The organism is Mesorhizobium sp. KR2-14 (assembly GCF_040049255.1).
Taxonomy (GTDB): Bacteria; Pseudomonadota; Alphaproteobacteria; order Rhizobiales; family Rhizobiaceae; genus Pseudaminobacter.
In genome coordinates this window covers 288,460-310,906 of record NZ_JBDZDR010000005.1, presented here as the reverse complement: position 1 = coordinate 310,906, position 22,447 = coordinate 288,460, and the positions used below count along the sequence as shown (strand labels likewise).

Genomic DNA, 22,447 nt, shown 5'->3' with positions numbered 1-22,447 from the left:
CTTTAGCGGCTGGCATCCACCAGGGCGGTGGCGATGTTGGGAACAAAGATGAGCAGCAGCAGCAGCAACATCAGCGCGAAGTTGAACGGCCAGGTGCCGCGGAAAGCCTCGCGCAGCTGCAGATCCTTCATCGTGGATTTCACGACGAAGATGTTCATCCCCACAGGCGGCGTCGTGAGACCGATCATGCAGACGATCGTGACGATGATGCCGAACCAGATGCCCGAATAACCAAGCCCGGTGACGATGGGATAGAAGAGAGGCACGGTGAGCGCGATCATGGACAGTTCTTCCATGGCCATGCCCAGGATGATGTAGATGGCGCAGATGGCGAGCACCACCATGACCGGGGTCATGTTCGCGGCCTGGATCATGTTGACGAGATCGCTCGGCATCGAGGTCATATTCACGAAATTCGTGAAGATGTTGGCGCCAAGAAGGATCAGGAAAAGACCGGCAGCCATCACCGCGCTCTGGACCAGAACGTCAATCAGATCGTTCAACTTGAGGCCACCAAGCACGATGGCGAAGATGAGCGCGCCACCGGCGCCAATGCCAGCGCCTTCCGTGGCGGTAAAAACGCCGCCGAAAATGCCGCCGAGGATGAACCCGAAGAGCAGGACGACGGGCCAGACGCGACGAAGGGATGTCAGGCGGGTCTTCCAGCCTTGGCGTTCGCCCTTCGGGCCAGCCGCCGGATCACGCAGGACGATGTAGAGGACCGCACCGCAGAGGAAGAGTATGGCGAGGATGCCCGGCACAATGCCGGCGATGAACATCTTGCCAATGCTCTCTTCGGTCATAATGCCGTAGATGACATAGATCAGCGACGGCGGGATCAGGATGCCCAGCGTGCCGCCCGAAGCGATGGTGCCGGCGATCAGGCGGGGCTTATAGCCAAACTTGCGCATGGACGGTTCGGCTATCTGGGAGAAGGTGGCGGTCGTCGCGATGGCTGAGCCGCAGATGGCACCAAAACCGCCGCTCGCAACGATGGTGGACATGGCAAGACCACCCCGCCAGTGCCCCACAAACGCATAGGCGGCCTTGAACAATTCTTCGGCGAGCTTGGCGCGCACGATGAGATTGCCCATGAGAATGAACAGAGGAATAACCGAGAGGGAATAGGCGAGCCCGGTTTCATAGGTCACCTGTCCCACCATGGCGAAGGAAGCGTTGAGCTTGACCATATAGGCAAAGCCAACAAAGCCGGTGATGCCCATTGCAAGGGCAAGCGGCACGCGCATGAAGGCCAGCGCGAGGAAGGCGGCGAAGCCGAAAAGAGTCTGGATCAAGATAGGGCCCCTGAGGACTGGTCGGCTTCATCGCGCTGCACAAAGGCGCGGATCACGAATGCCAGCGTCGTGACGACGAGCAGCAGGCTGATCGAATAGGCGACGAGGTCCAGCGGGATTTTGATTTGGATGGTGGTCTCGCCGGCGCGCGAGAGCTTGTGACCACGGAGCCACATCTGTTGGGCCAGCACGCCGCAGGCGATGGCACCTGCCATATTGGCAAAGAATGTCTGGACCACCTTCAGTTTTCCGGCGGGAGCGGCAAAAAGATCGATAACGACATGCTCGCTGCGAATGGAAACGAGCGGAAGCGCCGAGAAAATCAGGCCAGCAAGCAGGATTTCCGTCAGTTCCAGCCCACCAAAAACGGGACTGTTGAAGAAGTAGCGCCCGATAACATCGACACAGGTTAGTGCCATTAGGCCAAATAGCAGGATCGCCGTCACATACCTGAAGAACCCCGAAATCAGGGGATTCAGGCTTGCCGAGAGTCTCGCCAGCATCGTTTCCTCCATGTTTGGGGCGCAGCGAGCTGCGCCCCAAGTTCGGGCTGGTTAGTTAGCCGAGGCTTCGGCTTCCAATTCTGCGACAGTTGTACGCAGAGCTTCGAGCACCGCCTCGCCATCGACGCCAAGGGTCTTGGCCTCTTCAAACCAGGCTTCGCGGAGGGGCGCGGTCAACTCGGCGAGCTCGGCGAGGAAGGCCTCCTCAGCGACGTAAACAGGAATACCCGCTTCTGCGAGCGCCTTCGGAGCTTCTTCGTCGGCTTCGTCGAACTTGGCGCCGAGACGACGCGCTAGGGCTTCACCCAGGAGCGGTTCGATCAGAGCGCGATCGGCTTCGGGGATGGAGTTCCACTTGTCCGGATTGGCGAACCAGCCGAACGAGAGGTTGTACATGCCGCCCGGAACGAAGGTTGCGTACTTTGCAACTTCGGTGAGGTTGTAGGGAACGACGCCGTCCTTGGCAAAGAACACGCCGTCTGCAACGCCGGTCTGAAGGAGTTCGTAGACTTCGGTTGCAGCCTTGAGGATCGGCACGACACCGATCTTGGCAACCACCTCATTGAAAACGCCGCCGCCAACACGCATCTTGAGACCGTTGAGGTCGGCGATGGTCTTGATTTCCTTACGGATATTATAGATCTGGCCCGGGCCGTGAACGTGGACGGCAAGAACCTTGACGCCTTCATGTTCCTTGGCGTCGGCCAGCAAGCCTTCATAGACGCGCTGATAGGCGACCGACATGTTTTCCGCAGAGTCACCTAACAGCGGGAACTCGACGGCCTTAGTCAAGACGAAGCGACCTTCGGTATAGCCGTGCACGGTGTAGCCAATGTCCACGATGCCGTCGGCAACGGCGTCGAAGGTCTGGGCGGGCGTCGCCACCGGCTTGGGCAGGATGTTGCAGACGACGCGGCCTTCGGTGACCGTCTTGATGTCTTCGCAAAGGGCCGCCGCTTCAGTGGCCAACGGATAGGTCGGGCCTGCCCAGTTGTTGACGTTCAGGACAACCTGCGCGTTGGCCGGACTGGCCAGTGCCAGGGCTGAAAACAGCGTGGTCGCTGAGAGTGCACATGCAGAAAGATGCTTCTTGATCGACACGATTTGGGTCCTCCCCTAGATGTCAGTTGAAAAACTTGATGTTGCGCCCGGTCATTCCTCGACCAGGTCGTGGATCGGGATGCCGTTGGGGTATTTTTCGGTGGTTTCTTCCGACACGCGAAAGTTCAGCAGCGCCCCCGGCGTCTTTGCCAGCACGATGGTGAAGTGCGAACGCGGATGAAGCGAGCGCACGATGCAGCCCTGCAAGAGATGCCCCATGTAGCTTTTACCAGCATGAGTGACGGTCATGTGGATATGCAGGTTGGGTTCGCCAGCATTGTAGACGATCCCGCTCTGGGTCGAGGAATCGTAGGTATCGATGGTCAGGCCGATCGTACCGATGCCCTGAGCTTCCATCATACCTTCGAGCTCGAGAATGCCCGGCTGCGCATCTGCGCTGGTGGAATCAATCGGCAGACTGAGGCGAGCCTTCCTGAGGCCACCGACAATGTTGAGAACAACGCCTGAGCGAATGTCTTCGCGGCGGCAGATCTCCATGATCTCGTCGTAGAGGTCAGCGTCCCGATCGAGCTGCGCCCAGATCACTTCACCCATCTGCGCCTTGGCGATTACATCGACCATGTTTACTCCTTCGACCTAAGCAAGCACCAGCGTTAGCGCTAACATTTCCATTGACGATCTTGACTCGTTAGCGCTAACATCAGCCGCGTCAGAACGGCTGATGGTGTAGGTTGTTAGCGCTGCAGCGGACCACTCGTCAAGATGTGAGCGATAACATCGCATCGATCTGCACTCTGCATGCATGAAGAGCTGCAGGTGGCGGCCGGACCATATTGCAGGAATGTCATTAGGCTTAGCCCATTGAGCCTAGCGGGTAGGAAACGGAAAAGGGGGAACGGCTTTGAAACGGAGCAAGTCACAGGGCAAGGTTGCCAAAATGGCGGACGTGGCTGCCCTTGCCGGTGTCACGATCATGACCGTGTCGCGCGCCCTGCACACACCGAGCGCCGTATCGCCTGCCACGCTCGAAAAGGTTCAGGATGCCATTCGCGAGACAGGTTTCGTGCCCAACTACGCGGCCCGCAGTCTCGTATCCCAGCATAGCCCAATCGTCGTGGCACTCTTCCCCACCATGATGAACTCGGTGTTCTCGGGAACGATCGAAGAGCTCTCGCGCCAGTTCTCCGCCCAGGGGTATAGCCTGCTGCTCGGCGAAACGAGCTTCGATATCGACACCGAGGAAAAGCTGCTCTCCGGTTTCATGGGCTGGCGCCCGGCGGCAATCATTCTCACCGGTGCCGAGCACACTGAAGCGAGCCGCAAGTTGCTCGAAAACAGCGCCGTGCCGGTGGTCGAACTCTGGAACCTGCCGAAGGATCCGTTCGATCTCGCCGTCGGTCTCTCCAACAGGCAGGCCGCCTACGACATGACGCGCTCGCTCCACGAATGGGGCTATCGGCGCATCGCCTTTCTCAACCTCAACTACCCCAATAACGATCGCTCGGTGGACCGTGGCGCCGGCTATCGCCAAGCCATGGAAGAACTTGGCCTCGAAGTCACGCCGGAGATGGAAATCCGGGTGCCGTTTGGCCTCGAGCACGCAAGTGCTGCAGTGCAGCAGCTTGTCAAAATCACGCCCAAGATCGATGCCGTTTTCTGCTCCTCAGACTCCCTTGCCGTGGGCGCCATGATGGGCGCACTCCGCTCCGGTCTCCGCATTCCCAAAGATCTGGCCATCGCGGGCTTCGGTAATGTGGAACTGGCGGCAACTGTCGTCCCGTCATTGACGACTGTCGACGTGCCGCGTGCCCAGATCGGTCGGGAATGCGCCCGCATCATCATGGAGAGGCTGCGGGGCGGCTACGAGGGACCGCCGGTTATCGACTGCGGCTATTCGATCATCCGCCGCGAAAGCGCGTGAGCCCCTTTCAGATTGATCCTGTCCTAGGACCCTAGACCTATGAACGCAGTTCTCTCGACGCAGGTACCCGGCCTCTATCGCCGGCGCATCGGCGATATCACGGTAACCGCCATGTCAGACGGCTTTTACGACACGCCCATGGCAGCCTATCGCGGCATCTCTGAGCAAGAGGCCGCGGAGCGCTTTCTCGGACGCTTTCAACGGGTGCCGCCACGCGTCGCAATCAATACCTTCCTGATCCAGTCCGCCGGGCGCACAGCCCTGGTGGACACCGGCGCCGGAGACACGATGGGGCCGACGCTGGGAACGCTCATGCAGACTCTCGAGGCCGCAGACATTGAGGCCGACGACATCGACACGGTGCTGCTGACCCATCTTCATCCCGACCATTCCAATGGTCTCGTCGACTCCGAAGGCAAGACTATCTTCGAGACTGCGGAACTGGTGGTGAGCGAGCACGACATGCGCTTCCGCCACGATGACGCGGCGCGCGCTCCGTTCGATGCTGCCTATCAGCTCAAATATTTCGACCGGCCACGCCAGCAGGTGGCGCCCTATCGCAATCGGATTCGGGACGCGCGCGGGGAAGTCTTTCCCAGCGTGACGGCCGTGCCGCTGCCGGGGCACACGCCCGGCCACACTGGCTACATGGTGTCCTCTCAGGGTGAGTCGCTTCTTATCTGGGGCGACATCTGCCACGCGCCGGAACTGCAGCTTCCCAATCCCGAAGTGACGGTGATCTTCGACGTCGATCCAGAACAGGCCATCGAGACGCGGCGCAAGACGCTCGATTGGGTGGCGACGGATCGCCTGCTCATCGCAGGCATGCACATGGCCTTTCCGGGCTTCCATCACATCGTGCGTGGCCGCGACGGCTACGAGGGGCTTCCTGAGTACTGGCAGTACTGAAAAAGATTTTTGGGGGACCAACCATGCCAATCGCAGCCTTTTCGGTGAATGGCGGCCCGATCCGCACCGGCAAGATCTTTGGCGACCAGATCATCGATCTTGGCGAGGCCTCGCCGGGATTCCCGACAAGCATCAAGGCATTTCTCGCCGCCGGCGATGACGCGCTCCAGCGTTTTCGTGCGGTGACCATTGATGACGCCACACCACTGCCGCTCGCCTCGGTGCGCCTCCACGCACCTGTTCCTGATCCGGAAAAGTTCCTGGGGATCGGTTTGAATTACGCCGACCATGGCAAGGAGGGCGAAAAACTCGGGCTGGAGATTCCCAAGCACCAGAAATGGTTCAACAAGCAGGTCTCCTGCATTGGCGGCCCCTATGACGACATCGAAAAGCCCGCCGTGTCCGACCAGGTGGACTATGAGGTTGAACTCGCAGTGGTCATCGGCCGAACCTGCCGCAACGTTCCGCGCGACGAAGCCCGCAGCGTCATCGGCGGCTATATGGTGGTCAACGACGTCTCGGCCCGCGACTGGCAGTTCCGCTCGCCCACGGTAACGCTCGGAAAGTCCTTCGATACGCACGGACCGACTGGGCCCTGGCTGACGCTCGACGAAGAGATTGATGATCCGCACAAGCTGACCCTGCGCACCTATGTGAACGGCGAGCTGCGCCAGCAGGGCAATACCGGGAACCTGATCTTCGACATCTACGACCAGATCGCGCATCTGAGCCAGGTGATGACACTCAAACCCGGCGACATTCTCGCCACCGGCACGCCGGCTGGTGTCGGCGTGGCTCTCGATCCGCCCCAATTCCTCAAACCGCACGATGTGGTCCGCCTCGAAATCGACGGGCTTGGACACATAGAAAACAAAGTGGTCGCGGCCTGACCTGGTCGGCTGACCCCACGCAGCACAAATCGGAAATCCAATCAGTGACTGAAGAATACGACTACATCATTGCCGGCGCAGGCTCCGCTGGGTCGGTCCTTGCCGACGAGCTTTCCAAGAACGGGCGTCATCGCGTGCTGGTGCTTGAAGCCGGCGGGGATGATAATTGGGTATGGTTCAAGATTCCCGTTGGCTACCTTTTCGCCATCGGCAATCCACGAGCCGACTGGCGCTTTCAGACCCAGCCTGAAGCGGGCCTTGGCGGACGTAGCCTCAGCTACCCGCGCGGCAAGGTCATCGGCGGGTCTTCGGCCATCAACGCCATGATCTATATGCGTGGACAGGCCGCCGACTATGACAGCTGGCGCGACCTGGGCCTTGTCGGTTGGGGTTGGGACGATGTCTTCCCTATCTTCAAGAAGCAGGAGGATTTCCACGGCGGCGCTTCCGAATGCCACGGATCGGGCGGGCCCCTGCGTGTCGAACCGCCCCGCGTGCGCTGGAAGGTGCTTGATGACTACCGTCGGGCCGCCGAAGAGGCCGGAATTGCGGCGATCGAGGATTTTAACACGGGCGATAATGAAGGCAGCGCCTATTTCGACGTGACGCAAAAAGCGGGCACCCGCTTCTCGGCGGCGCGCGCATTTCTCAAGCCAGCGCTGAAGCGCGGCAACATCAATCTCCAGACCCATTGCCATGTCGACAGGGTTATTCTCGAGGGTGGCCGGGCGCGTGAAATCACTTGGACGCAGAACAATGCCCGTCATTCGGCCCGCGCCCGGCGCGAGATAATTCTCGCTGGCGGCGCGATCGGCTCCGTAGAAATACTGCTCCGCTCGGGCATCGGCCCCGCAACGGAACTGCAGGCGCTCGGCATTCCGGTTGCTGCAGACCGCCCCGGCGTTGGCAAGAACCTGCAAGACCACCTGCAGCTGCGCATGATCTACAAGGTTTCGGGCGTGCGCACCCTCAACGAAACCTATTGGAATCTCTTCCGGCGGGCGTGGATGGGTGTCGACTACGCCCTCTGGCGCCGTGGCCCGCTGACCATGGCGCCCTCGCAGCTGGGTATTTTCACGCGCTCCGGACCGGATGTTGACCGAGCGAACTTGGAATTCCACGTGCAGCCCCTGTCGCTCGACAAGTTCGGCGAACCGCTGCATCGCTTCCCCGCCATTACGACGAGCGTCTGCAATCTGCGTCCGACGAGCCGTGGCGAGGTGAAGATCACCTCGTCAGCACTCGATGCCAAGCCGCATATCCAGCCGAACTATCTCTCGACCGACGAGGACCGCGTGGTTGCGGCCCGTTCGCTGCGCCTCGCCCGTCGCATCGCACAATCGCCGAGCTTCCAGCAGTATAAGCCTGTCGAGTTTCTGCCGGGCCCGAGCGTCGGCGACCAGGACGAAGAACTGGCCCTAGCGGCTGGGCAGATCGGCACGACCATCTTTCACCCCGTGGGTACGGCAAAGATGGGCCTGGCCTCCGACCCCATGGCGGTTGTCGACGAACGCCTGCGCGTTATCGGTGTACCGGGGCTGCGCGTGGCCGACGCCTCGGTTATGCCGACAATCACCTCGGGCAATACCAATGCGCCGACCATGATGATTGCCGGCAAGGCCGCTGCAATGATCCTCGAAGATGCAGGGCGCGAAAGTTAGGAGAACTCCAATGGACGACTACGTGGGCATCACCGAAAAGGCTCAGGCAGTCGTCCTCACCCTCCAGCGTCCTAAGGCACGAAATGCTCTGACCCTCGACATGGTCCGGAGCCTGCGCCGTTCCTTGGATGACGCTGTTGCCGACACATCCACGCAGCGCATCGTCATCCGAAGCGAAGTTCCCGGGACGTTCTGCGCCGGCGGCGATATTCGGGCGGTGCGTGATCAGGTGCTGGAGGGGCGCATCGACGAGGCCATGCAATTCTTCGAAGAGGAATTTGCGCTCAATCATGCGATCGCCAACTGCCCCAAGCCGCTTGTCGCGCTGGTCGCTGGGACCTGCTCTGGGCGGCGGTTGTGGTCTCGCGCTTCACGCCGCCTATAGGCTCGTCACCGAGAAGGCGGTGGTCGCCATGCCGGAAACGCACATTGGCTATATACCCGATGTCGGTTCCAGCTATTTCCTCTCCGGACTGCCGCCCGGCGTGGGAAAGTATCTCGCCCTCGCTGGGGCCAGGGTTGATCCAGATGATTCAGTGAGCCTAGGCGACCGACTCATAATTTCGCAGCCAAATGCGGATTGAGGCGAGTTGGACGGAAGCGAGGAAGTTGTCGTCGCGTTTGTCGTAGCGCGTTACCACGGCCCTGAAATGTTTGAGTTTGTTGAAGAAATGCTCGACAGCATTGCGCTGGCGGTAGACCCATTGGCTGAATGGGAAGGCTTTGACGCTGTTGGGCATGGCGCGGATGTTGGCCCATGCGCCCCGTCGGCCATCGCAATGCGCAGCGCGTCGCTGTCAGAGGCGCGGTCGGCGAGTAGGATGTGCCCTGTCTCGAGCGTTTGGAACGTATCGGCGGCCGCTCGCCCATCGTGGGCCTGGCCCTCAGTCAGCTTGAGGCGGATCGGGCGGCCTTCGGCATCGACAAGAGCATGGATCTTGGTGGTCAGGCCACCGCGCGAGCCTAAGCTGCTGGGTAGCTTTGCGCACCAAAGCCGCCATTGAAGCCATCATACGAAGGGCATAGATGCCACACGCTGGCAGAAGGAGATTTATGCGCAGAGGCTTCGATTGAACCGCGTGTAGCGGTGTCGCTCGGCACCATGAAGGTGCTGATCCTCTTTGCATGACTTATTCTGCGGAGTTCTCATGAAGAACCAGAATGTGGTGATCCGGCTTTTTGACAAGGCGACGGACCTCGAAAAACTCTCGGGCATCTGGCTCGACGCGTCCCTTGTGGCTCATCCTTTCATCGGCGAGCGGCGGCTCATCGATCAGCGACGGTTGATTGAGGAGAAATACCTGCCCAATGCCGAGACCTGGGTGGCCTGCCGCATGGGTGAGCCTGTTGGCTTCATCAGCTTGCTGGACACGTTCATCGGGGGAATTTTTGTTGCCCCCGATGAACAAGGCCAGGGAATCGGGCGAAAGCTGATCGCCCATGCGATGGACCGGAAGGGTGTGCTTTCACTGGAGGTTTACACCCAGAACGAGCAAGCTCTCCGGTTCTACACGGCGCTTGGTTTCCGCGAGGTGTCGCGCAGATCGACGGACGATGAAGGCCTTCCGTTCGAGAATGCGCATCTGCGATTGAACGGCTAAAGAAGCGGCCGGGCAGCGTCATTCCCTGTCCGGCCACCACTATCGCCGCTTTGCCCTGCTTAGCCTCCCTTGCACAAGGAACAGGCAATGGCGGCTTTCGCGCCCCAAGCTGCCGGGCGGCAACGCGCCCAATGTCGGCCGTTGAGCAGAGCCTAGCTGCATCCCAAAATCGGACATCCGGGTCGCTCTGATTCTTGGCTCTACTCCCGAAGCTGACCCTTCGGACCTTGCTAGCGGCTGGCCTGCGATAGAATTTCGAGCCGATAATGAAAGCAGGCGTCAGCCCGCCTTGGCGATCGCTTAAGGCGCTCGGTGCCCTGATGGCGACGCCAGACCGTCTGCGCAAAGAGGAGGTGGACGCAGTCTTCCCCGATGCCAGACTCGATCATCCGACCTCTTCGTCGCCTTCAGGCCCGCAACATGGATCAGACCGACGCTTTGGGCTTCGGCGGTACTCCCGTCTCCATCATCGCGCGCGATCTACCAGGACAGGCAGGGGCTGCAAGCCGCTATCGCTACAGCCCGCGAGAGCTAAAGCTGCATGCGTGATTAGGAAACAGTTTTTCTCGCCGGATGTTCAGGGGATGTTTTCAACCTCTGCTAACCTCGGATTTGGGATATGTCGGCAGAATAGGAAGCGCTCTTAGCGTTGTTGCAGATCGTGTCCCACCACGGCCATTTTGAGGTACGGCCCGTGTTTCTTGCCAAATAGCAGGTGCGTGAGAACCTTGGCGCGTCCTTGACCTCGAAGAGGCGCCCGTCCTGGATATGCTGCGCGACAATTCTGGCCGGGAGGTAGGCGGAGCCGCCCCAGGACAGGATGTGGTTCAAGGCGTGGGAACTGTTCGTGAAGGTCACGATGGCCGTCTCGTCCACCGGGAACGCGCCAGCATGCCAGCGCCGGAAATCCTCGCCGTGATCGACGTAGACATACATCGGGTCCCAGCGCATCAGGTCGCGCTGTACCGTCGACACTTCGAGGAATACGTCCTCAAAAAGGGGGTCGATTGTGAACCCACTGGTGATCGGAGGCTCGTATGCGATTGCGATGTCCACGATCGCGTTTGAAAGCCAGAGCCGGTTCTCGCTCTCATTGCCACATTGAACATTGAGCGCGATGGTCGGGCAGGCCGCCCTCAGGCTGTTGACCCACCATTCGCCGGCCGATGGCCAAAGCGAATCCACGCAGCCGAAATTGCAGACATCGTCAAAGCCTTTTGGAAGGGAGGTGTCGTGCCGCGCCTGCTTCCAGACCTGTACCATGATCTGCGCGTGCCGGAGGAACTTGGAACCGGCGGCGGTAAGCTCCGCGCCGGACTTTATGCGCCGAAGCAGCTTCTGGCCGATCACGTCCTCGAGCGCGTTTATCCGCGCGGTTACCGTAGATTGGGTGACGTTGAGCTTGGTGGCGGCCTTGTTGAGGTTGCCAGTTTCGACCACCACCAAAAAAGTGTGCACGTGCGACAGGTTCATGTTTGCGGCCTCCTCCCCATCCATGGACATCGTCGATCTTAGTTCGACATTATCGAACATTACAACTAAAATATTTTGATTTACGAGATTATGCCTCTCTGTCAAGAGTAGCCCCGAGGTGAAGGGCGCAAGCGCCCGGCGTTGCCCCAGGGGCGGCGCGTCGTGTGTGAAAGGGAGGTCATGAGCTGCACGTCAGAGCAATTCCGGCTGGCCATGCGCAGGTTTCCGGCGAGCGTGTGCGTCATCGCCACTGGCGAGGCGCCAAATCGTGTCGGCCTAACCGCGACGGCTGTCTGCTCGCTTTCGGCCGCGCCGCCGCAAATCCTTGTCTGCCTTAATGCCGAGACCGGCACCTGCAAGGCCATCCGCGAAGGGCGGACATTCTCGGTGAATATGCTGACAAGCGAGCAACTCGGCCTGGCGCGACGCTTCGCCGGGATTGAGGGCGGCGCGATCGGAGAGGAGCGGTTCGAGGCTGGCGCCTGGCGTAAAGGCGCCAACGGGGCGCCGGTGCTAAACGATGCCATGATGACGTTCGAGTGCCGCCTAGTGACGAGCCATGCCGTGGCCACCCATGTCATCCTGATCGGGGAAGTGCTCGACATCCCCGAAAATGACCATGATGACGCTTTACTCTATCGCAGCGGTGCATTCGGCACCTGGGCGCCGCTGCCGGAAGCGGCGGCCGGCGCGCGCGCGTGAAGCTGCGTGCGGCCTGTACCCCGCCTTCCGGCGCATCTGATGCAAAGCCAACGGGCGGTCTCGCGCTATGGCTGCTGAGAAGGAACCAATGGTGAAGCCAACATCCTTATCCCATGGTGAGACCTCTGCGGCCGTCTCTTGCCGCAACGTGTGGAAGGTCTTCGGAAACGGCCAAAAGGTCCGGCAAATTCTGGACAAGATCCTGTCCGGCGAGATCGGCCGCGAAGAGGCGCGAAACGAGCACGGATGCGTGCTTGCGGTGCAGAACGCCAGTTTCGAAGTCGGGCGCGGCGAGGTCTTCTGCATCATGGGGCTGTCGGGGTCGGGCAAGTCCACCCTGATCCGCCACATCAACAGGCTGATCGAACCGACTGTCGGCGACGTCGAGATCGAGGGCCGCTCCATGGCCGCGCTCGATCCGGCAGCGCTGCGCGAGATACGCGCCCGCAAGATCGGCATGGTGTTCCAGAACGTGGCCCTGCTTCCGCACCGCACCGTTGCGGAGAATACGCGCCTGCCGCTGGAATTGCGGGGCGAACAGGCCGCCAAATGCGAGCAGGAAGTGCGGCGCACGCTGGAGATCGTCGGCCTGCGCGGCTGGGAAGACCGCTATCCCAAGGAGCTCTCCGGTGGAATGCAGCAGCGCGTGGGCCTTGCCCGCGCCCTGGCCGCGGATGCCAGCATCCTTCTCATGGACGAGCCGTTCAGCGCGCTCGATCCGTTGATCCGGCGACAGCTTCAGACCGAGTTCCGGCGGCTTACGAAGACTTTGGACAAGACCGCGCTGTTCATCACGCACGATCTGGAGGAAGCCATCCGCATCGGCGACCGCATCGCGATCATGCGCGACGGCAAGATCGTGCAGATCGGCACGCCGGAAGAGATCGTCATGTCGCCGGCCGACGATTATGTCGCGCAGTTCGTCGAGGGCATCTCCAAGGTGCACCTGGTCAAGGCCGAGCGCGTGATGGTGCCGCTGGAGGAATACACCCGCCCCGGTGCCTCGGCTGAAGCCGGCTCCACGGCCGACTGGCCGAGAGTCCACCCGGACGCCGATCTGGACGAGCTCATCCAGCTTCAGCTGAAGCACGAGCGGCCGGTGGTCATCGAGGATGGCGGCTCCATTGCCGGGGTGGTTGGTGTGCGTGAGATCTTGAAGGCGATCCGGGCTGGTCGGGAGTAGGATGGCGATGAAGCATCAAACCGTTGAATCGGAGGGCGCCACCGTGGCGCCTGGCAAGCCGGCTGGCGCCCCCATTGGCCTCGACATGCTGGTTGGTCCGCTGCTGGCCTCCAGTCCGCGCCCGAATTCCGCTCTCGCGATCTATCTTTTGTCGGATGGCCTTGCTGCGGGGCTTGCGGCGCAAGGCCGCTACTTCCTGGCGCTGGCGTCGCTGGTGGTCGGGCGCGCGGCGGCAATCGCATGGGTCGCCTGGAGCGGGCGCCGGGCATCTGCGCAGGAGCGCCAGCGTGGCGAGGTTTTGCACCGCCTGCTCGGGCTCGCGGTCTATTGCATCGCCTTGGCCGCGATCTTCGTCGCCAACTCGGCCCTGCCTGTGGCAGCGTCGCTTGCGCGCTTCCCCTCCGTCCAGTCCCTGCGCGGCACGACGGCGCAAGGCATCGACCAGGCCGTCATGTTCCTGACCGCGCAGGGCGACAGCGTGTTCCGGATCATCACGCGTACGCTTCTCGGCCTGCTCACCTCGCTCGAAGCCTTGCTGACCATGACGCCCTGGCCGGTCGTGTTCGCCGTCACGGGCCTGCTCGCCTGGCGCCGTGGCGGGATAGGGCTGCTTGCGCTGGCATGGGTCGCGCTCGGCTATCTGGGCCTGTTCGGCTACTGGAGCGAGGCGATCGCCACCTCAGCACTGGTTCTGGCGTCTCTCTGCGTCTGCATCCTGATCGGCATTCCCACGGGCATTCTCATGGCCAAGAACAGGCTTGCCCGCGCAGTGGTCTCGCCCTTGCTCGACCTGATGCAGACCATGCCGAGCTTCGTCTATCTGCTGCCGGCCGTGGCCTTCTTCTCAATCGGCAAGCCGCCGGCGCTGATCGCAACGGTCATCTTCGCCGTTCCGCCGCTGATCAGGCTCACCTGCCTGGGGATCGAGCAGGTGCCGGTCTACGTCAAGGAGGCGATGCTCGCCCATGGCGCCCGGCCGTTGCAGACGATGCTCAAGGCCGAGCTGCCGCTGGCGCTGCCCTCGATCCGCGCCGGCATCAACCAGACGATCATGATGTGCCTGTCGATGGTGGTGATCGCGGCCCTGATCGGCGGCGGCGGCCTTGGCTACAACGTGCTCTTTGCTCTTCAAAACGTCCAGTACGGCGAAGGCATCCTCGCCGGGCTCGGCATCGTCTTCTGCGCAATTCTTTTCGATCGACTGGTCGGCAAGCGCGAAACCGACCGCGGATAGGTCGCGGTTTTCACAATCACAGGGAGGAAGCTATGAATCTTAGAAATTGGGTATGTGGACTGGCGCTGGCAACAGCGTTCAGCTTCACGCAGAGTGGCTTTGCCAATGCCGGCACCAAGGTCGTCCTGGCGGACCTGACCTGGGACGAGCCGCGCGTGGTCAACGCGGTGCTGAAGGAAATCCTGACCCAGAAATACGGGGCGGATGTCGAACTCATCACCGCCGACCAGACTGCCGTGTTCGCGGCCATGGCCAAGGGCGACGGTTCGGTCGACGTGCATCCGGCCGTCTGGTCCGGCGCGCAGCAGACGAACATCGACAAGTTCGTCACCGAGGAGAAGAAGGTACGCCTCAACGAGAAGCCCTACAACGCGACCGACGGGTTCTACATTCCCACCTTCATCGCGCAGCAGTACGGCATCAAGTCCATCGAGGACCTCAAGAAGCCCGAGATCGCCAAGCTGTTCGACATCAACGGCGACGGGCGCGGCGACTATTGGCCGGGCGGCCCCGGCTGGGGCGTCACCAACATCTACCGCGTCAAGGCAGTGAGCTACGGCCTTGAGGAGCTCTACGATCCGATCGTGGCTTCCGATGCGCTCATCAAGGCGCAGATCGCCACCGCGTTCCAGAAGAAGACCGGCGTCCTGTTCTACTACTGGAAGCCGGAAGCGCTGCACCAGGCCTATGACCTGACCAAGCTCGAGGAGCCGGCCTTCAACGGCTACGCGATGGACTCGAAGAAGGGCGAGGCGGACTACAATCCCGACGGTTGCTACAAATATGTCGACCCCAAGGAATCCGCCAACTGGCTGAGCGAAAGCAAGATCACCTGCGCGACGCCGCCGCAGCCGATCTACATCGCCTATTCGGCTTCGCTCGAGGAGCGCGCGCCCGAGATCGCCAAGTTCCTCTCCAAGGTGGCAATCGAGCCCGAGGAAGTGGGCGCGTGGATCTATTCCATGTCGGTCGACAAGAAGGACCCCGCCGTGGTTGCCAAGGAATGGGTCGAAGCCCATCCGGACCGCGTCAAGTCCTGGACCGGCGAGTAAAGCCCAAGCCTGAGACTGCTTGAAGCAATAGCCGCCATGCATTCGCGTGGCGGCTTTTTTCGTTTGCGTATATTCACCGATAAAATTCGGATTATACGAATAATATTGCCAATATAATTTGATTTCGTAAACTGATGTGTCATGGCATATTGCCTCCAATTCAATTTGGAGACGCCTCGTGGAGTTCAATCACTTTCTGTCGTCGTACTATCCGGACCCGGCGTATGGGGGCGACCGCCTCTATGCCGACATGATCGAGCAGGCGGTGCTCGCCGATCGTCTCGGCTATCGCGGGGTGACCATCCCCGAGCACCACCTCATCAACATCCTGCTGGTGCCGGACCCGCTGCAGATGGCCGTCAAGGTCGCCAGCGTGACGTCGCGGGTGGAAATCGTCACCTCGGTTTCGGTGCTGCCGCTGCACGACATGCGCGTCTTCGCCGGCCAGGCCGTCCAGGCCGATATCCTGTGCGAGGGGCGCCTCATCATCGGCGTCGGCCGCGGCGCCTTTGCCTACGAGATGGGCCGCATGGGCACGCCCATCGAAAACTCGCGCGAGAAGTTCGATGAATCGCTGAACCTGCTCATCGCGCTCTTCACGCAGGAAGAGGTGTCGTGGGACGGCAAGTACTACAAGTTCGATCCCATCACCGTCATGCCGCGTCCGGTCACCAAGCCGATGCCGCAGCTGATGATGGCGGCGCTGATCCCCGAGGCCATCTACGCCTCCGTCAAGCGCGGCTTCCACATCCAGACCACGCCGCTCGACGCCACCCTGGAGAAGATGAAGGCCCAGATCGACGCGTTCCATCGCGGCAAGGCCGAGCTGGGCGAGCAGGGCAAGCACCTGCGGCTGGCGCTGTCGCGGGTCTGCCTGCTTGCCAAGGACGACGCCGACGTGAAGCGCAAGACCGAGCTCGCCTATGAGTATTACGGCCGCTTCAACAACGTGTTCACCGGCCCCGGCATCGTCGAGAACGGCGTCATCAAGTCGCTGCCGCAGAAGCAGACCATCGAGGAGCTGTCGCAGAACCTCATCATCTGCACGGCCTCGGAAATGGTCGACCGCGTTTCCCAATATGCCGAACTGGGCATCGACGATTTCATCATGAACGTGAACATCGGCGAGACCCATCAGGAATCGCTGGAGGCCATGGAGCGCTTCGCCAGCGAGGTGATGCCGCACATCTCGGCTTCGGCCAAGCGCGCTGCCTGATCAGGGCCAAGCGTGCGCGAGCCGGCAATTGCCGTCGCTCGCGCCACGCGCCGAGTTGTTCGGAGGAGGGATAAATGTCGCATGACGTCTGGGTGGATGCGCAGAGCTGCGATCGCCGCGCCTTCCGCGACATGCTGGGTTCGTTCATGACCGGTGTCACCGTGGTGGCGGCGCGGGACGAGAACGGCGCGCCGAGCGCATTCACGGCAAACTCCTTCACCTCGGTTTCGCTCGACCCGCCGCTGATCCTTGTCTGCCTGGCCAAGGCGGCGGCCAGCGCCGGCGTCTTCAGCCGGGCCGACCGGTTCAGCGTCAACATCCTTGGCGACGGGCAGCGCGATCTTTCCGCCACCTTCGCCTCGCGCAGCCCGGCCAAGGAGGCGGCGCTGGACACGCTCACGCCGGCAACCCCGCCGGTGCTCGAGGGCAGCCTCGCCAACATGGTCTGCGAGCGCCGCCAGCTCGTCGACGCCGGCGATCATCTCATCCTGATCGGTGCCGTCACCGAATTCCGCACCGCGGTCGGCCAGCCGCTGGGCTATTTCCGCGGTGGCTATGTCGGCTTCGGCCTGGCAGTCCAGACACTCGAGCAGCTGGCAGTGCCGCTTCAGGTCGGCGGCCTGTTGGAGCATGACGGCCGCGTGGTGCTCTGCCGCCGCGCCGGCGCGGCGCATTGGGAGGTGCCGAGCGCGCCGCTCAAGGCCGGCGAGCAGCACAGCACCCTCATCGGCAAGATTTTCGCCCGGCTTGGAATCACCGCCAGTCCGTCCTTCCTCTATTCGGTCTTCCAGGAGGAGGGGGAGGCTCACACCACCATGGTTTTCACCACCGAGGCGACGGCGGCTTTCAGCTGCGGCAGCCTGGACGACGGCACGCAGACCGCCTCCTTCGGCGTCGAGGACGAGCCCTGGACCCTGGTCAGGGGCACGATGATGCAGGGCATGCTGCAGCGCTTTTTCCGCGAGAGGGCGGCGGGCTGCTTCGGCATCTACTACGACACCGCCGATGGCGGCCGGGTCGCGCCTATCGGCAGCAGGCCGCGCCCCTGGGCCGAGTGGCGGCCTGAAAGCGGGGCCGCGGCTCAATAGGCACGCGCCGCCGACCCTCGACGCAACTCTCTGGCGTGCGGAAACGGTCCGCCGCCTGATCCCTACCTCGAAAACGGAGAACTGAAGAAATGCCGGTCATCAAAGTTGAAATGTTCAGCGGCCGCACGGCCGACCAGAAGCGCCAGCTGGTCAAGGCGCTGACGGACAGCTTCGTGAACGTCTGCGGTGGCAAGCCCCAGTCGGTCCACATCATCATCGAGGACGTGGAGAAGGGCAACTGGGGCGTCGGCGGCGAGCTGTGCTCGGACCTCTATCCCGACGCCAAGCCAGCCGGAAGCAATTGAGGCGGGCACAATGAGCAACGCAATAGACTGCGTGCACTCCATCGAGGGCAGTGGGCCTGCCCTCTTTCTGATCCATGGCATTGGCGCGCGCCGTGCCGGCTGGGCGAAGCTCGTCGAGCAGCTGAAGGACAGCTTCACCTGTATCTCCTATGACCTGCGCGGCCATGGCGACTCGCCGGTGCCCTCGGGACGCTTCGGTCTCGACGATCTCGTCGACGATCTGGAGCACCTGCGCGCCAAGCTTGGCATCGAACGGGCGCATTTCGCCGGGCATTCGCTCGGCGGCATGATCGGGCCGGCCTACGCCCGGCGCTTTCCGCAGCGGGTGATCTCGCTCGGGCTCCTGTCGACGGCCGCCTTCCGCACCGAAGACGACAGCGCCAAGGTCAAGGCGGTGGTCGCGGCCATGCGCGAACGCGGCATCGGCCAGGTGCTCGATACGCTGACGGCCCGCTGGTTCACCGACGAGTTCGCGGCAGAGCACCCGGACGTCATCGAGTGGCGCAAGCAGCAGGTGATGGACACGCCCGGCGAGGTGTTCCTCAACGTCTTCGACATCTATGCCGAGACGGAGATGAGCCCCTGGCTGCACGAGGTGACGGCTCCCTCGCTGGTGCTGACCGGCGAGCTCGACGGCGGCTGCAACCCGCGCCTCAACAAGCAGATCGCCGACGCGCTGCCGAACTCGGAACTGGTGATCCTGGACGGCCTGAAGCACGCCATCCTGATCGAGGCGCCCGACCGCGTCGCGCCGCCGGTCCGGCAGTTCCTGCTGGCCCATTCCTGACGGCAGCACGCGCCTGCCGCGGGGTGTTCCGCGGCAGGTGCTGTTCGTTACGCCGGTTGCAGGCTATGCGGGCCTCGATCCCGCAAATGAACACAAACCGACCGGCTCGATAAGCGCCACTTCCCGCCGACTTCGTCGCAACGACGCCAACACACATGGAGACCCTGCCGATGGCCGAAGCCGCCTACACCTATACCGACACCAAGCTGCTGATCGACGGCGAATGGCGCGACGGCCGGGGCGGCCGCACCATTCCCGTCATGGATCCGGCGACGGGTGACGAGATCGGCACCGTCGCCCATGCCGTGCGCGAGGACCTCGATGCTGCCCTGGCGGCGGCAGAGCGCGGCTTCGCGACCTGGAGCAAGGTGTCGGCGTTCGAACGCGCCAAGATCATGCGCCGGGCGGCCGACCTCCTGCGCGCCCGCAAGGACCAGATCGCCTGGCTGATGACGCGCGAGCAGGGCAAGCCGCTCGCCGAGGCCGGCGTCGAGATCATGGCCGCGGCCGACATCATCGACTGGTTCGCGGAGGAGGCGCGCCGCAGCTATGGTCAGATCGTGCCGGCCCGCGCCGCCAATGTGCGCCAGGTCGTGACCAAGGAGCCGGTCGGCCCGGTCGCCGCCTTCACGCCGTGGAATTTCCCGATCAACCAGGTGGTGCGCAAGCTTTCGGCGGCGCTGGCCACCGGCTGCTCGATCATCGTCAAGGCGCCCGAGGAGACCCCGGCGTCGCCGGCCGAGCTGATCCGTGCCTTCCAGGACGCCGGCGTGCCCGCCGGCGTCATCGGCCTGGTGTTCGGCGTGCCGGCCGAGATCTCGGAATATCTCATCCCGCATCCGGTGATCCGCAAGATCTCGTTCACCGGCTCGACGCCGATCGGCAAGCAGCTGGCGGCACTCGCCGGCCTGCACATGAAGCGGGCGACCATGGAACTGGGCGGCCATGCCCCGGCCATCGTGCTCGACGACGCCGATCTCGCCAAGGCGGTCAAGTCGCTGGCGGGCTCGAAGCTGCGCAATGCCGGCCAGGTCTGCATCTCGCCGACCCGCTTCCTGGTCCAGCGCAACGCCTTCGACGGCTTCGTCGACGGCTTCGTCGACACCTTCCGCGCCACCAGGGTTGGCAACGGCCTCGAGGCGGACACGCAGATGGGGCCGCTGGCCAATGAGCGGCGCATCCCGGCGCTGGAGGCGCTGATCCAGGATGCCGTCGACAGGGGTGCGGAGCTCCGAACCGGCGGCCGCCGCATCGGCAACACCGGCAACTTCTTCGAGCCGACCGTGCTCGCCAACGTGCCCACCGACGCCCGGGTGATGAACGAGGAGCCGTTCGGTCCGCTGGCGATCATCAACCGCATCGACACGCTGGACGAGGCGATCGCCGAGGCCAACCGCCTGCCGTTCGGCCTGGCGGCCTATGCCTTCACCAGCTCGCTGGAAGCCGAGCATCGCCTGTCGACCGAGATCGAGGCCGGCATGACCACCATCAACCACATCGGCCTGTCGCTGCCCGAGGTACCGTTCGGCGGCATCAAGGATTCCGGCTACGGCGTCGAGGGCGGCTCGGAAGCGACCGAAGCCTACCTCATCACCAAGTTCGTGACCGTCAGCGCGAGCTGACGCGGCGTGTCGGCAGCCCCGCGATGCAGCTTTCGGGTCGCGCAACCCAGAAGCTGACAGTCCGTTCGCCGCCCCAAACGCGACGTGACCCGAACCTCGACGCCCGGCCAGTTCGTCCAGCGTCGGGTTCGCCCCGTACACATCCTGCCCTAATCGAACGAAGTGATTGTGGGCCCGACCAGCGTCGCAGCGCGTTCAGTGAGCGATGTTCCGAACCCCATTCGTGAGCCGTCCGACAATTCCGAGTTCAAACTTGAGGAGGGACAGTTCGTGAAGTTTGCTAAGCCTGACGTGCCGGCGACGCTCCGCAACGGATGAGGTGGGCTCCACCAGTAATTTTCGCCGAGCGCCGCGAGAATCAGCGTGGCGGCGCCAAAGCAGAAAACAGCTGCAGCACATTGCTGTTGGCGATCCTCTGGGTGGTCCGGTCAGCAGGGGGATCGCCAGCTTTCACTGGCGAAGCGCACAGCGCGACCGAACGTATCGACCGCGATGTGCCATTTGGACCTCAGCCCGCCTCGAGAGCGCCACAGAGCCTAGTCGCAGCCCCCCCTTTTGACCGGTTGCCGCAGTGCCTCGCGAAGGGGCTTTCCGGCACGCAGGTTCATGATCGACAGCTCACAGCCAGACCGAGGCGCCCCGCCTGAAGTCGGGAAGGCCACGCCGGTAGCTATGCTGCCGCGCCTACTCGAAATGGTCGAGTGCGATCCCGGGAATGACCAAGGAGGCAAGGCCGAAGATGCAGGCGAGATACATGGTCCAGCCGCTGCCAAAGCTTCCGCTCCGGCCGTGCAGCAGCGCATGGCGAACGGACCGAATATCGCGATCAGGAAGCCGCCGCCCTGCATAAGGGCCGCAAGCGCCCCCGACTGTTAAGGCCGCGGCAGAGGGTCCGGTGCCGTCACGATTGCCAGCGAAAGCTGCAACTGGCCCGTGCCGCGGGTTTCGCGACATTTCTAGCTTCTGGATGCGGCGCGCGTCTGCCATGCGCGGTAGAGCTGGCCGTCGCCCTCGGTCTGGCGAGGGCGGTGAGTGATCGAGGCCCAGCCCTGTTTCTCCAGCGGCTGCGACAGCTCGGCGGCGATGCCCGCCGTGGATAGGCCGAAGGGCTCGGCCTGTTCGTTCGAATAGGCAAACACGATGTCTCCAATCCCGGCCATCCGCATGGCGGCCATGCACATCGGGCACGGCTGTCCGCTTGCATAGACGGTGCAGTCGTCGAGGCGCGGCGACCCCAGCGCGCTTCCGGCGGCCCTGAGGGCTAGCAGTTCGGCATGGGCCGTGGGGTCGTTGTCGGCCTGGATGCGGTTCACCCCGCGCGCGATCACCTCGCCGTCCTTGACCACAACCGCGCCGAAGGGCCGCCCGCCCTGCTCGACATTGGCAAAGGCGAGAGCGATGGCCTCATCCAGGAATTTGTCGATGTCGGTCATTAAGCGCCGTCCCTTGCTTTCACCTGACAATACTTTCTCGCAGCCGCGCGCTGCCCGCCGCCCGTATCGGTCGCATCTGGTTAGCGCTTCTGCGCGCCATGCGTAAACCCTCCGGTCGGGATCAAATGATGGTGATCGATCGCCGCCTTGGCGTGAAAATGCACGAGGCTGCTCTAGCTCAAGAAACGCGTGGGGCACACACCAGGATCAGTCGGAGGATGTCATGATTGGAAAAGTCGTGGCCGCGGCTTCGCTCGTCGCCGTCTTTGCAATTCCCGCACTTGCGGCGAACCAATATTGGGTCGCCAAGGATCCCGCTTCGAATCGGTGCCAGATCGTGGAAAGGAAACCCGACGGCAAGAGTCTGACGGACGTGGGAACCAAGCCCTATGCAAACAAGGCGAATGCGGAACGGGCGCTGAAGGAACTTTCCGCCTGCAAGTGATTGCAGCTACGCAGTGAGCGGGGAGCGCCGGCGCTTGTTCTCGTAGAGAGCGCGGTCGGCCTCCT

Annotated in this window: 21 protein-coding genes and 2 pseudogenes; 16 read left to right on the top strand and 7 right to left on the bottom strand. The window is 62.6% G+C overall.

Translation table 11 applies throughout. The features are described from left to right. Window positions 1-2: 2 nt before the first annotated feature. From ABLE86_RS15825 to ABLE86_RS15810, 4 genes are read right to left on the bottom strand one after another with little or no spacing between them, the layout of a single operon-like run. A complete protein-coding gene (locus ABLE86_RS15825) occupies window positions 3-1,295 on the bottom strand; it encodes a TRAP transporter large permease (RefSeq protein WP_348779908.1) in 1,293 nt (430 codons plus the stop codon). Next, window positions 1,292-1,798, bottom strand: coding sequence for a TRAP transporter small permease (locus ABLE86_RS15820; protein ID WP_348779907.1), 507 nt, complete (start codon window positions 1,796-1,798; stop codon window positions 1,292-1,294). Before ABLE86_RS15820 ends, ABLE86_RS15825 begins: the two co-directional genes overlap by 4 nt. Window positions 1,799-1,849: 51 nt before the next feature. Further along, a complete protein-coding gene (locus tag ABLE86_RS15815; RefSeq protein ID WP_348779906.1) occupies window positions 1,850-2,899 on the bottom strand; it encodes a TRAP transporter substrate-binding protein in 1,050 nt (349 codons plus the stop codon). Between the two features lie 51 nt (window positions 2,900-2,950). Further along, window positions 2,951-3,481, bottom strand: coding sequence for a PPC domain-containing DNA-binding protein (locus ABLE86_RS15810; protein ID WP_348779905.1), 531 nt, complete (start codon window positions 3,479-3,481; stop codon window positions 2,951-2,953). Between the two features lie 316 nt (window positions 3,482-3,797). Here ABLE86_RS15810 and ABLE86_RS15805 point away from each other — a divergent pair, with 316 nt between their 5' ends. From ABLE86_RS15805 to ABLE86_RS15785, 5 genes are read left to right on the top strand one after another with little or no spacing between them, the layout of a single operon-like run. After that, window positions 3,798-4,781, top strand: coding sequence for a LacI family DNA-binding transcriptional regulator (locus tag ABLE86_RS15805; RefSeq protein ID WP_348779904.1), 984 nt, complete (start codon window positions 3,798-3,800; stop codon window positions 4,779-4,781). Between the two features lie 39 nt (window positions 4,782-4,820). Beyond that, the gene (locus ABLE86_RS15800; RefSeq protein ID WP_348779903.1) at window positions 4,821-5,690 is read left to right on the top strand and encodes an MBL fold metallo-hydrolase; all 870 of its coding nucleotides are present in this window, start codon (window positions 4,821-4,823) and stop codon (window positions 5,688-5,690) included. A gap of 23 nt (window positions 5,691-5,713) precedes the next feature. Further along, the gene (locus ABLE86_RS15795) at window positions 5,714-6,580 is read left to right on the top strand and encodes a fumarylacetoacetate hydrolase family protein (RefSeq protein ID WP_348779902.1); all 867 of its coding nucleotides are present in this window, start codon (window positions 5,714-5,716) and stop codon (window positions 6,578-6,580) included. 35 nt (window positions 6,581-6,615) lie between these two features. Further along, a complete protein-coding gene (locus ABLE86_RS15790) occupies window positions 6,616-8,241 on the top strand; it encodes a GMC family oxidoreductase N-terminal domain-containing protein (protein ID WP_348779931.1) in 1,626 nt (541 codons plus the stop codon). A 10-nt stretch (window positions 8,242-8,251) separates the two neighbouring features. Then, a complete protein-coding gene (locus ABLE86_RS15785; RefSeq protein ID WP_348779901.1) occupies window positions 8,252-8,626 on the top strand; it encodes an enoyl-CoA hydratase/isomerase family protein in 375 nt (124 codons plus the stop codon). A gap of 157 nt (window positions 8,627-8,783) precedes the next feature. Here the strand turns inward: ABLE86_RS15785 and ABLE86_RS15780 are convergent. Then, window positions 8,784-9,202 (bottom strand): annotated as a pseudogene (locus tag ABLE86_RS15780) (IS5 family transposase); the annotation flags it as partial. A 187-nt stretch (window positions 9,203-9,389) separates the two neighbouring features. Between ABLE86_RS15780 and ABLE86_RS15775 the strand changes: the two are divergent. Then, window positions 9,390-9,842 (top strand): GNAT family N-acetyltransferase, encoded by a 453-nt coding sequence (locus ABLE86_RS15775; protein WP_348779900.1) that lies wholly within the window; start codon window positions 9,390-9,392, stop codon window positions 9,840-9,842. Between the two features lie 600 nt (window positions 9,843-10,442). Here the strand turns inward: ABLE86_RS15775 and ABLE86_RS15770 are convergent. Beyond that, window positions 10,443-11,315 carry a LysR family transcriptional regulator gene (locus ABLE86_RS15770; RefSeq protein WP_348779899.1) on the bottom strand — a complete coding sequence of 291 codons (873 nt, stop codon included), beginning with the start codon at window positions 11,313-11,315 and terminating at the stop codon, window positions 10,443-10,445. 180 nt (window positions 11,316-11,495) lie between these two features. Here ABLE86_RS15770 and ABLE86_RS15765 point away from each other — a divergent pair, with 180 nt between their 5' ends. From ABLE86_RS15765 to ABLE86_RS15725, 9 genes and pseudogenes are all read left to right on the top strand, one after another. After that, on the top strand, window positions 11,496-12,017 hold the full coding sequence (locus ABLE86_RS15765) for a flavin reductase family protein (RefSeq protein WP_348779898.1): 522 nt from the start codon (window positions 11,496-11,498) through the stop codon (window positions 12,015-12,017). Window positions 12,018-12,105: 88 nt separating this feature from the next. Further along, on the top strand, window positions 12,106-13,200 hold the full coding sequence (locus ABLE86_RS15760; RefSeq protein WP_348779897.1) for a betaine/proline/choline family ABC transporter ATP-binding protein: 1,095 nt from the start codon (window positions 12,106-12,108) through the stop codon (window positions 13,198-13,200). A 7-nt stretch (window positions 13,201-13,207) separates the two neighbouring features. Next, window positions 13,208-14,434, top strand: coding sequence for an ABC transporter permease subunit (locus tag ABLE86_RS15755; protein ID WP_348779896.1), 1,227 nt, complete (start codon window positions 13,208-13,210; stop codon window positions 14,432-14,434). Window positions 14,435-14,466: 32 nt separating this feature from the next. Further along, window positions 14,467-15,486, top strand: coding sequence for a glycine betaine ABC transporter substrate-binding protein (locus ABLE86_RS15750; RefSeq protein WP_348779895.1), 1,020 nt, complete (start codon window positions 14,467-14,469; stop codon window positions 15,484-15,486). A 178-nt stretch (window positions 15,487-15,664) separates the two neighbouring features. After that, window positions 15,665-16,702, top strand: coding sequence for an LLM class flavin-dependent oxidoreductase (locus ABLE86_RS15745; protein WP_348779894.1), 1,038 nt, complete (start codon window positions 15,665-15,667; stop codon window positions 16,700-16,702). Window positions 16,703-16,776: 74 nt separating this feature from the next. Further along, complete coding sequence (locus ABLE86_RS15740; protein ID WP_348779893.1) at window positions 16,777-17,790, top strand: flavin reductase family protein; 1,014 nt, start codon at window positions 16,777-16,779, stop codon at window positions 17,788-17,790. A gap of 83 nt (window positions 17,791-17,873) precedes the next feature. Then, window positions 17,874-18,095, top strand: a pseudogene (locus tag ABLE86_RS15735) (2-hydroxymuconate tautomerase); the annotation flags it as partial. A gap of 10 nt (window positions 18,096-18,105) precedes the next feature. Further along, complete coding sequence (locus ABLE86_RS15730; protein ID WP_348779892.1) at window positions 18,106-18,882, top strand: alpha/beta hydrolase; 777 nt, start codon at window positions 18,106-18,108, stop codon at window positions 18,880-18,882. A 170-nt stretch (window positions 18,883-19,052) separates the two neighbouring features. Beyond that, window positions 19,053-20,504: an NAD-dependent succinate-semialdehyde dehydrogenase gene (locus tag ABLE86_RS15725; protein ID WP_348779891.1), complete on the top strand. Its 1,452-nt coding sequence runs from the start codon at window positions 19,053-19,055 to the stop codon at window positions 20,502-20,504. Window positions 20,505-21,460: 956 nt separating this feature from the next. Here the strand turns inward: ABLE86_RS15725 and ABLE86_RS15720 are convergent. After that, complete coding sequence (locus ABLE86_RS15720; RefSeq protein WP_348779890.1) at window positions 21,461-21,937, bottom strand: nucleoside deaminase; 477 nt, start codon at window positions 21,935-21,937, stop codon at window positions 21,461-21,463. 223 nt (window positions 21,938-22,160) lie between these two features. Between ABLE86_RS15720 and ABLE86_RS15715 the strand changes: the two genes are divergently transcribed. Continuing rightward, the gene (locus tag ABLE86_RS15715; protein WP_348779889.1) at window positions 22,161-22,382 is read left to right on the top strand and encodes a hypothetical protein; all 222 of its coding nucleotides are present in this window, start codon (window positions 22,161-22,163) and stop codon (window positions 22,380-22,382) included. Window positions 22,383-22,447 lie beyond the last annotated feature (65 nt).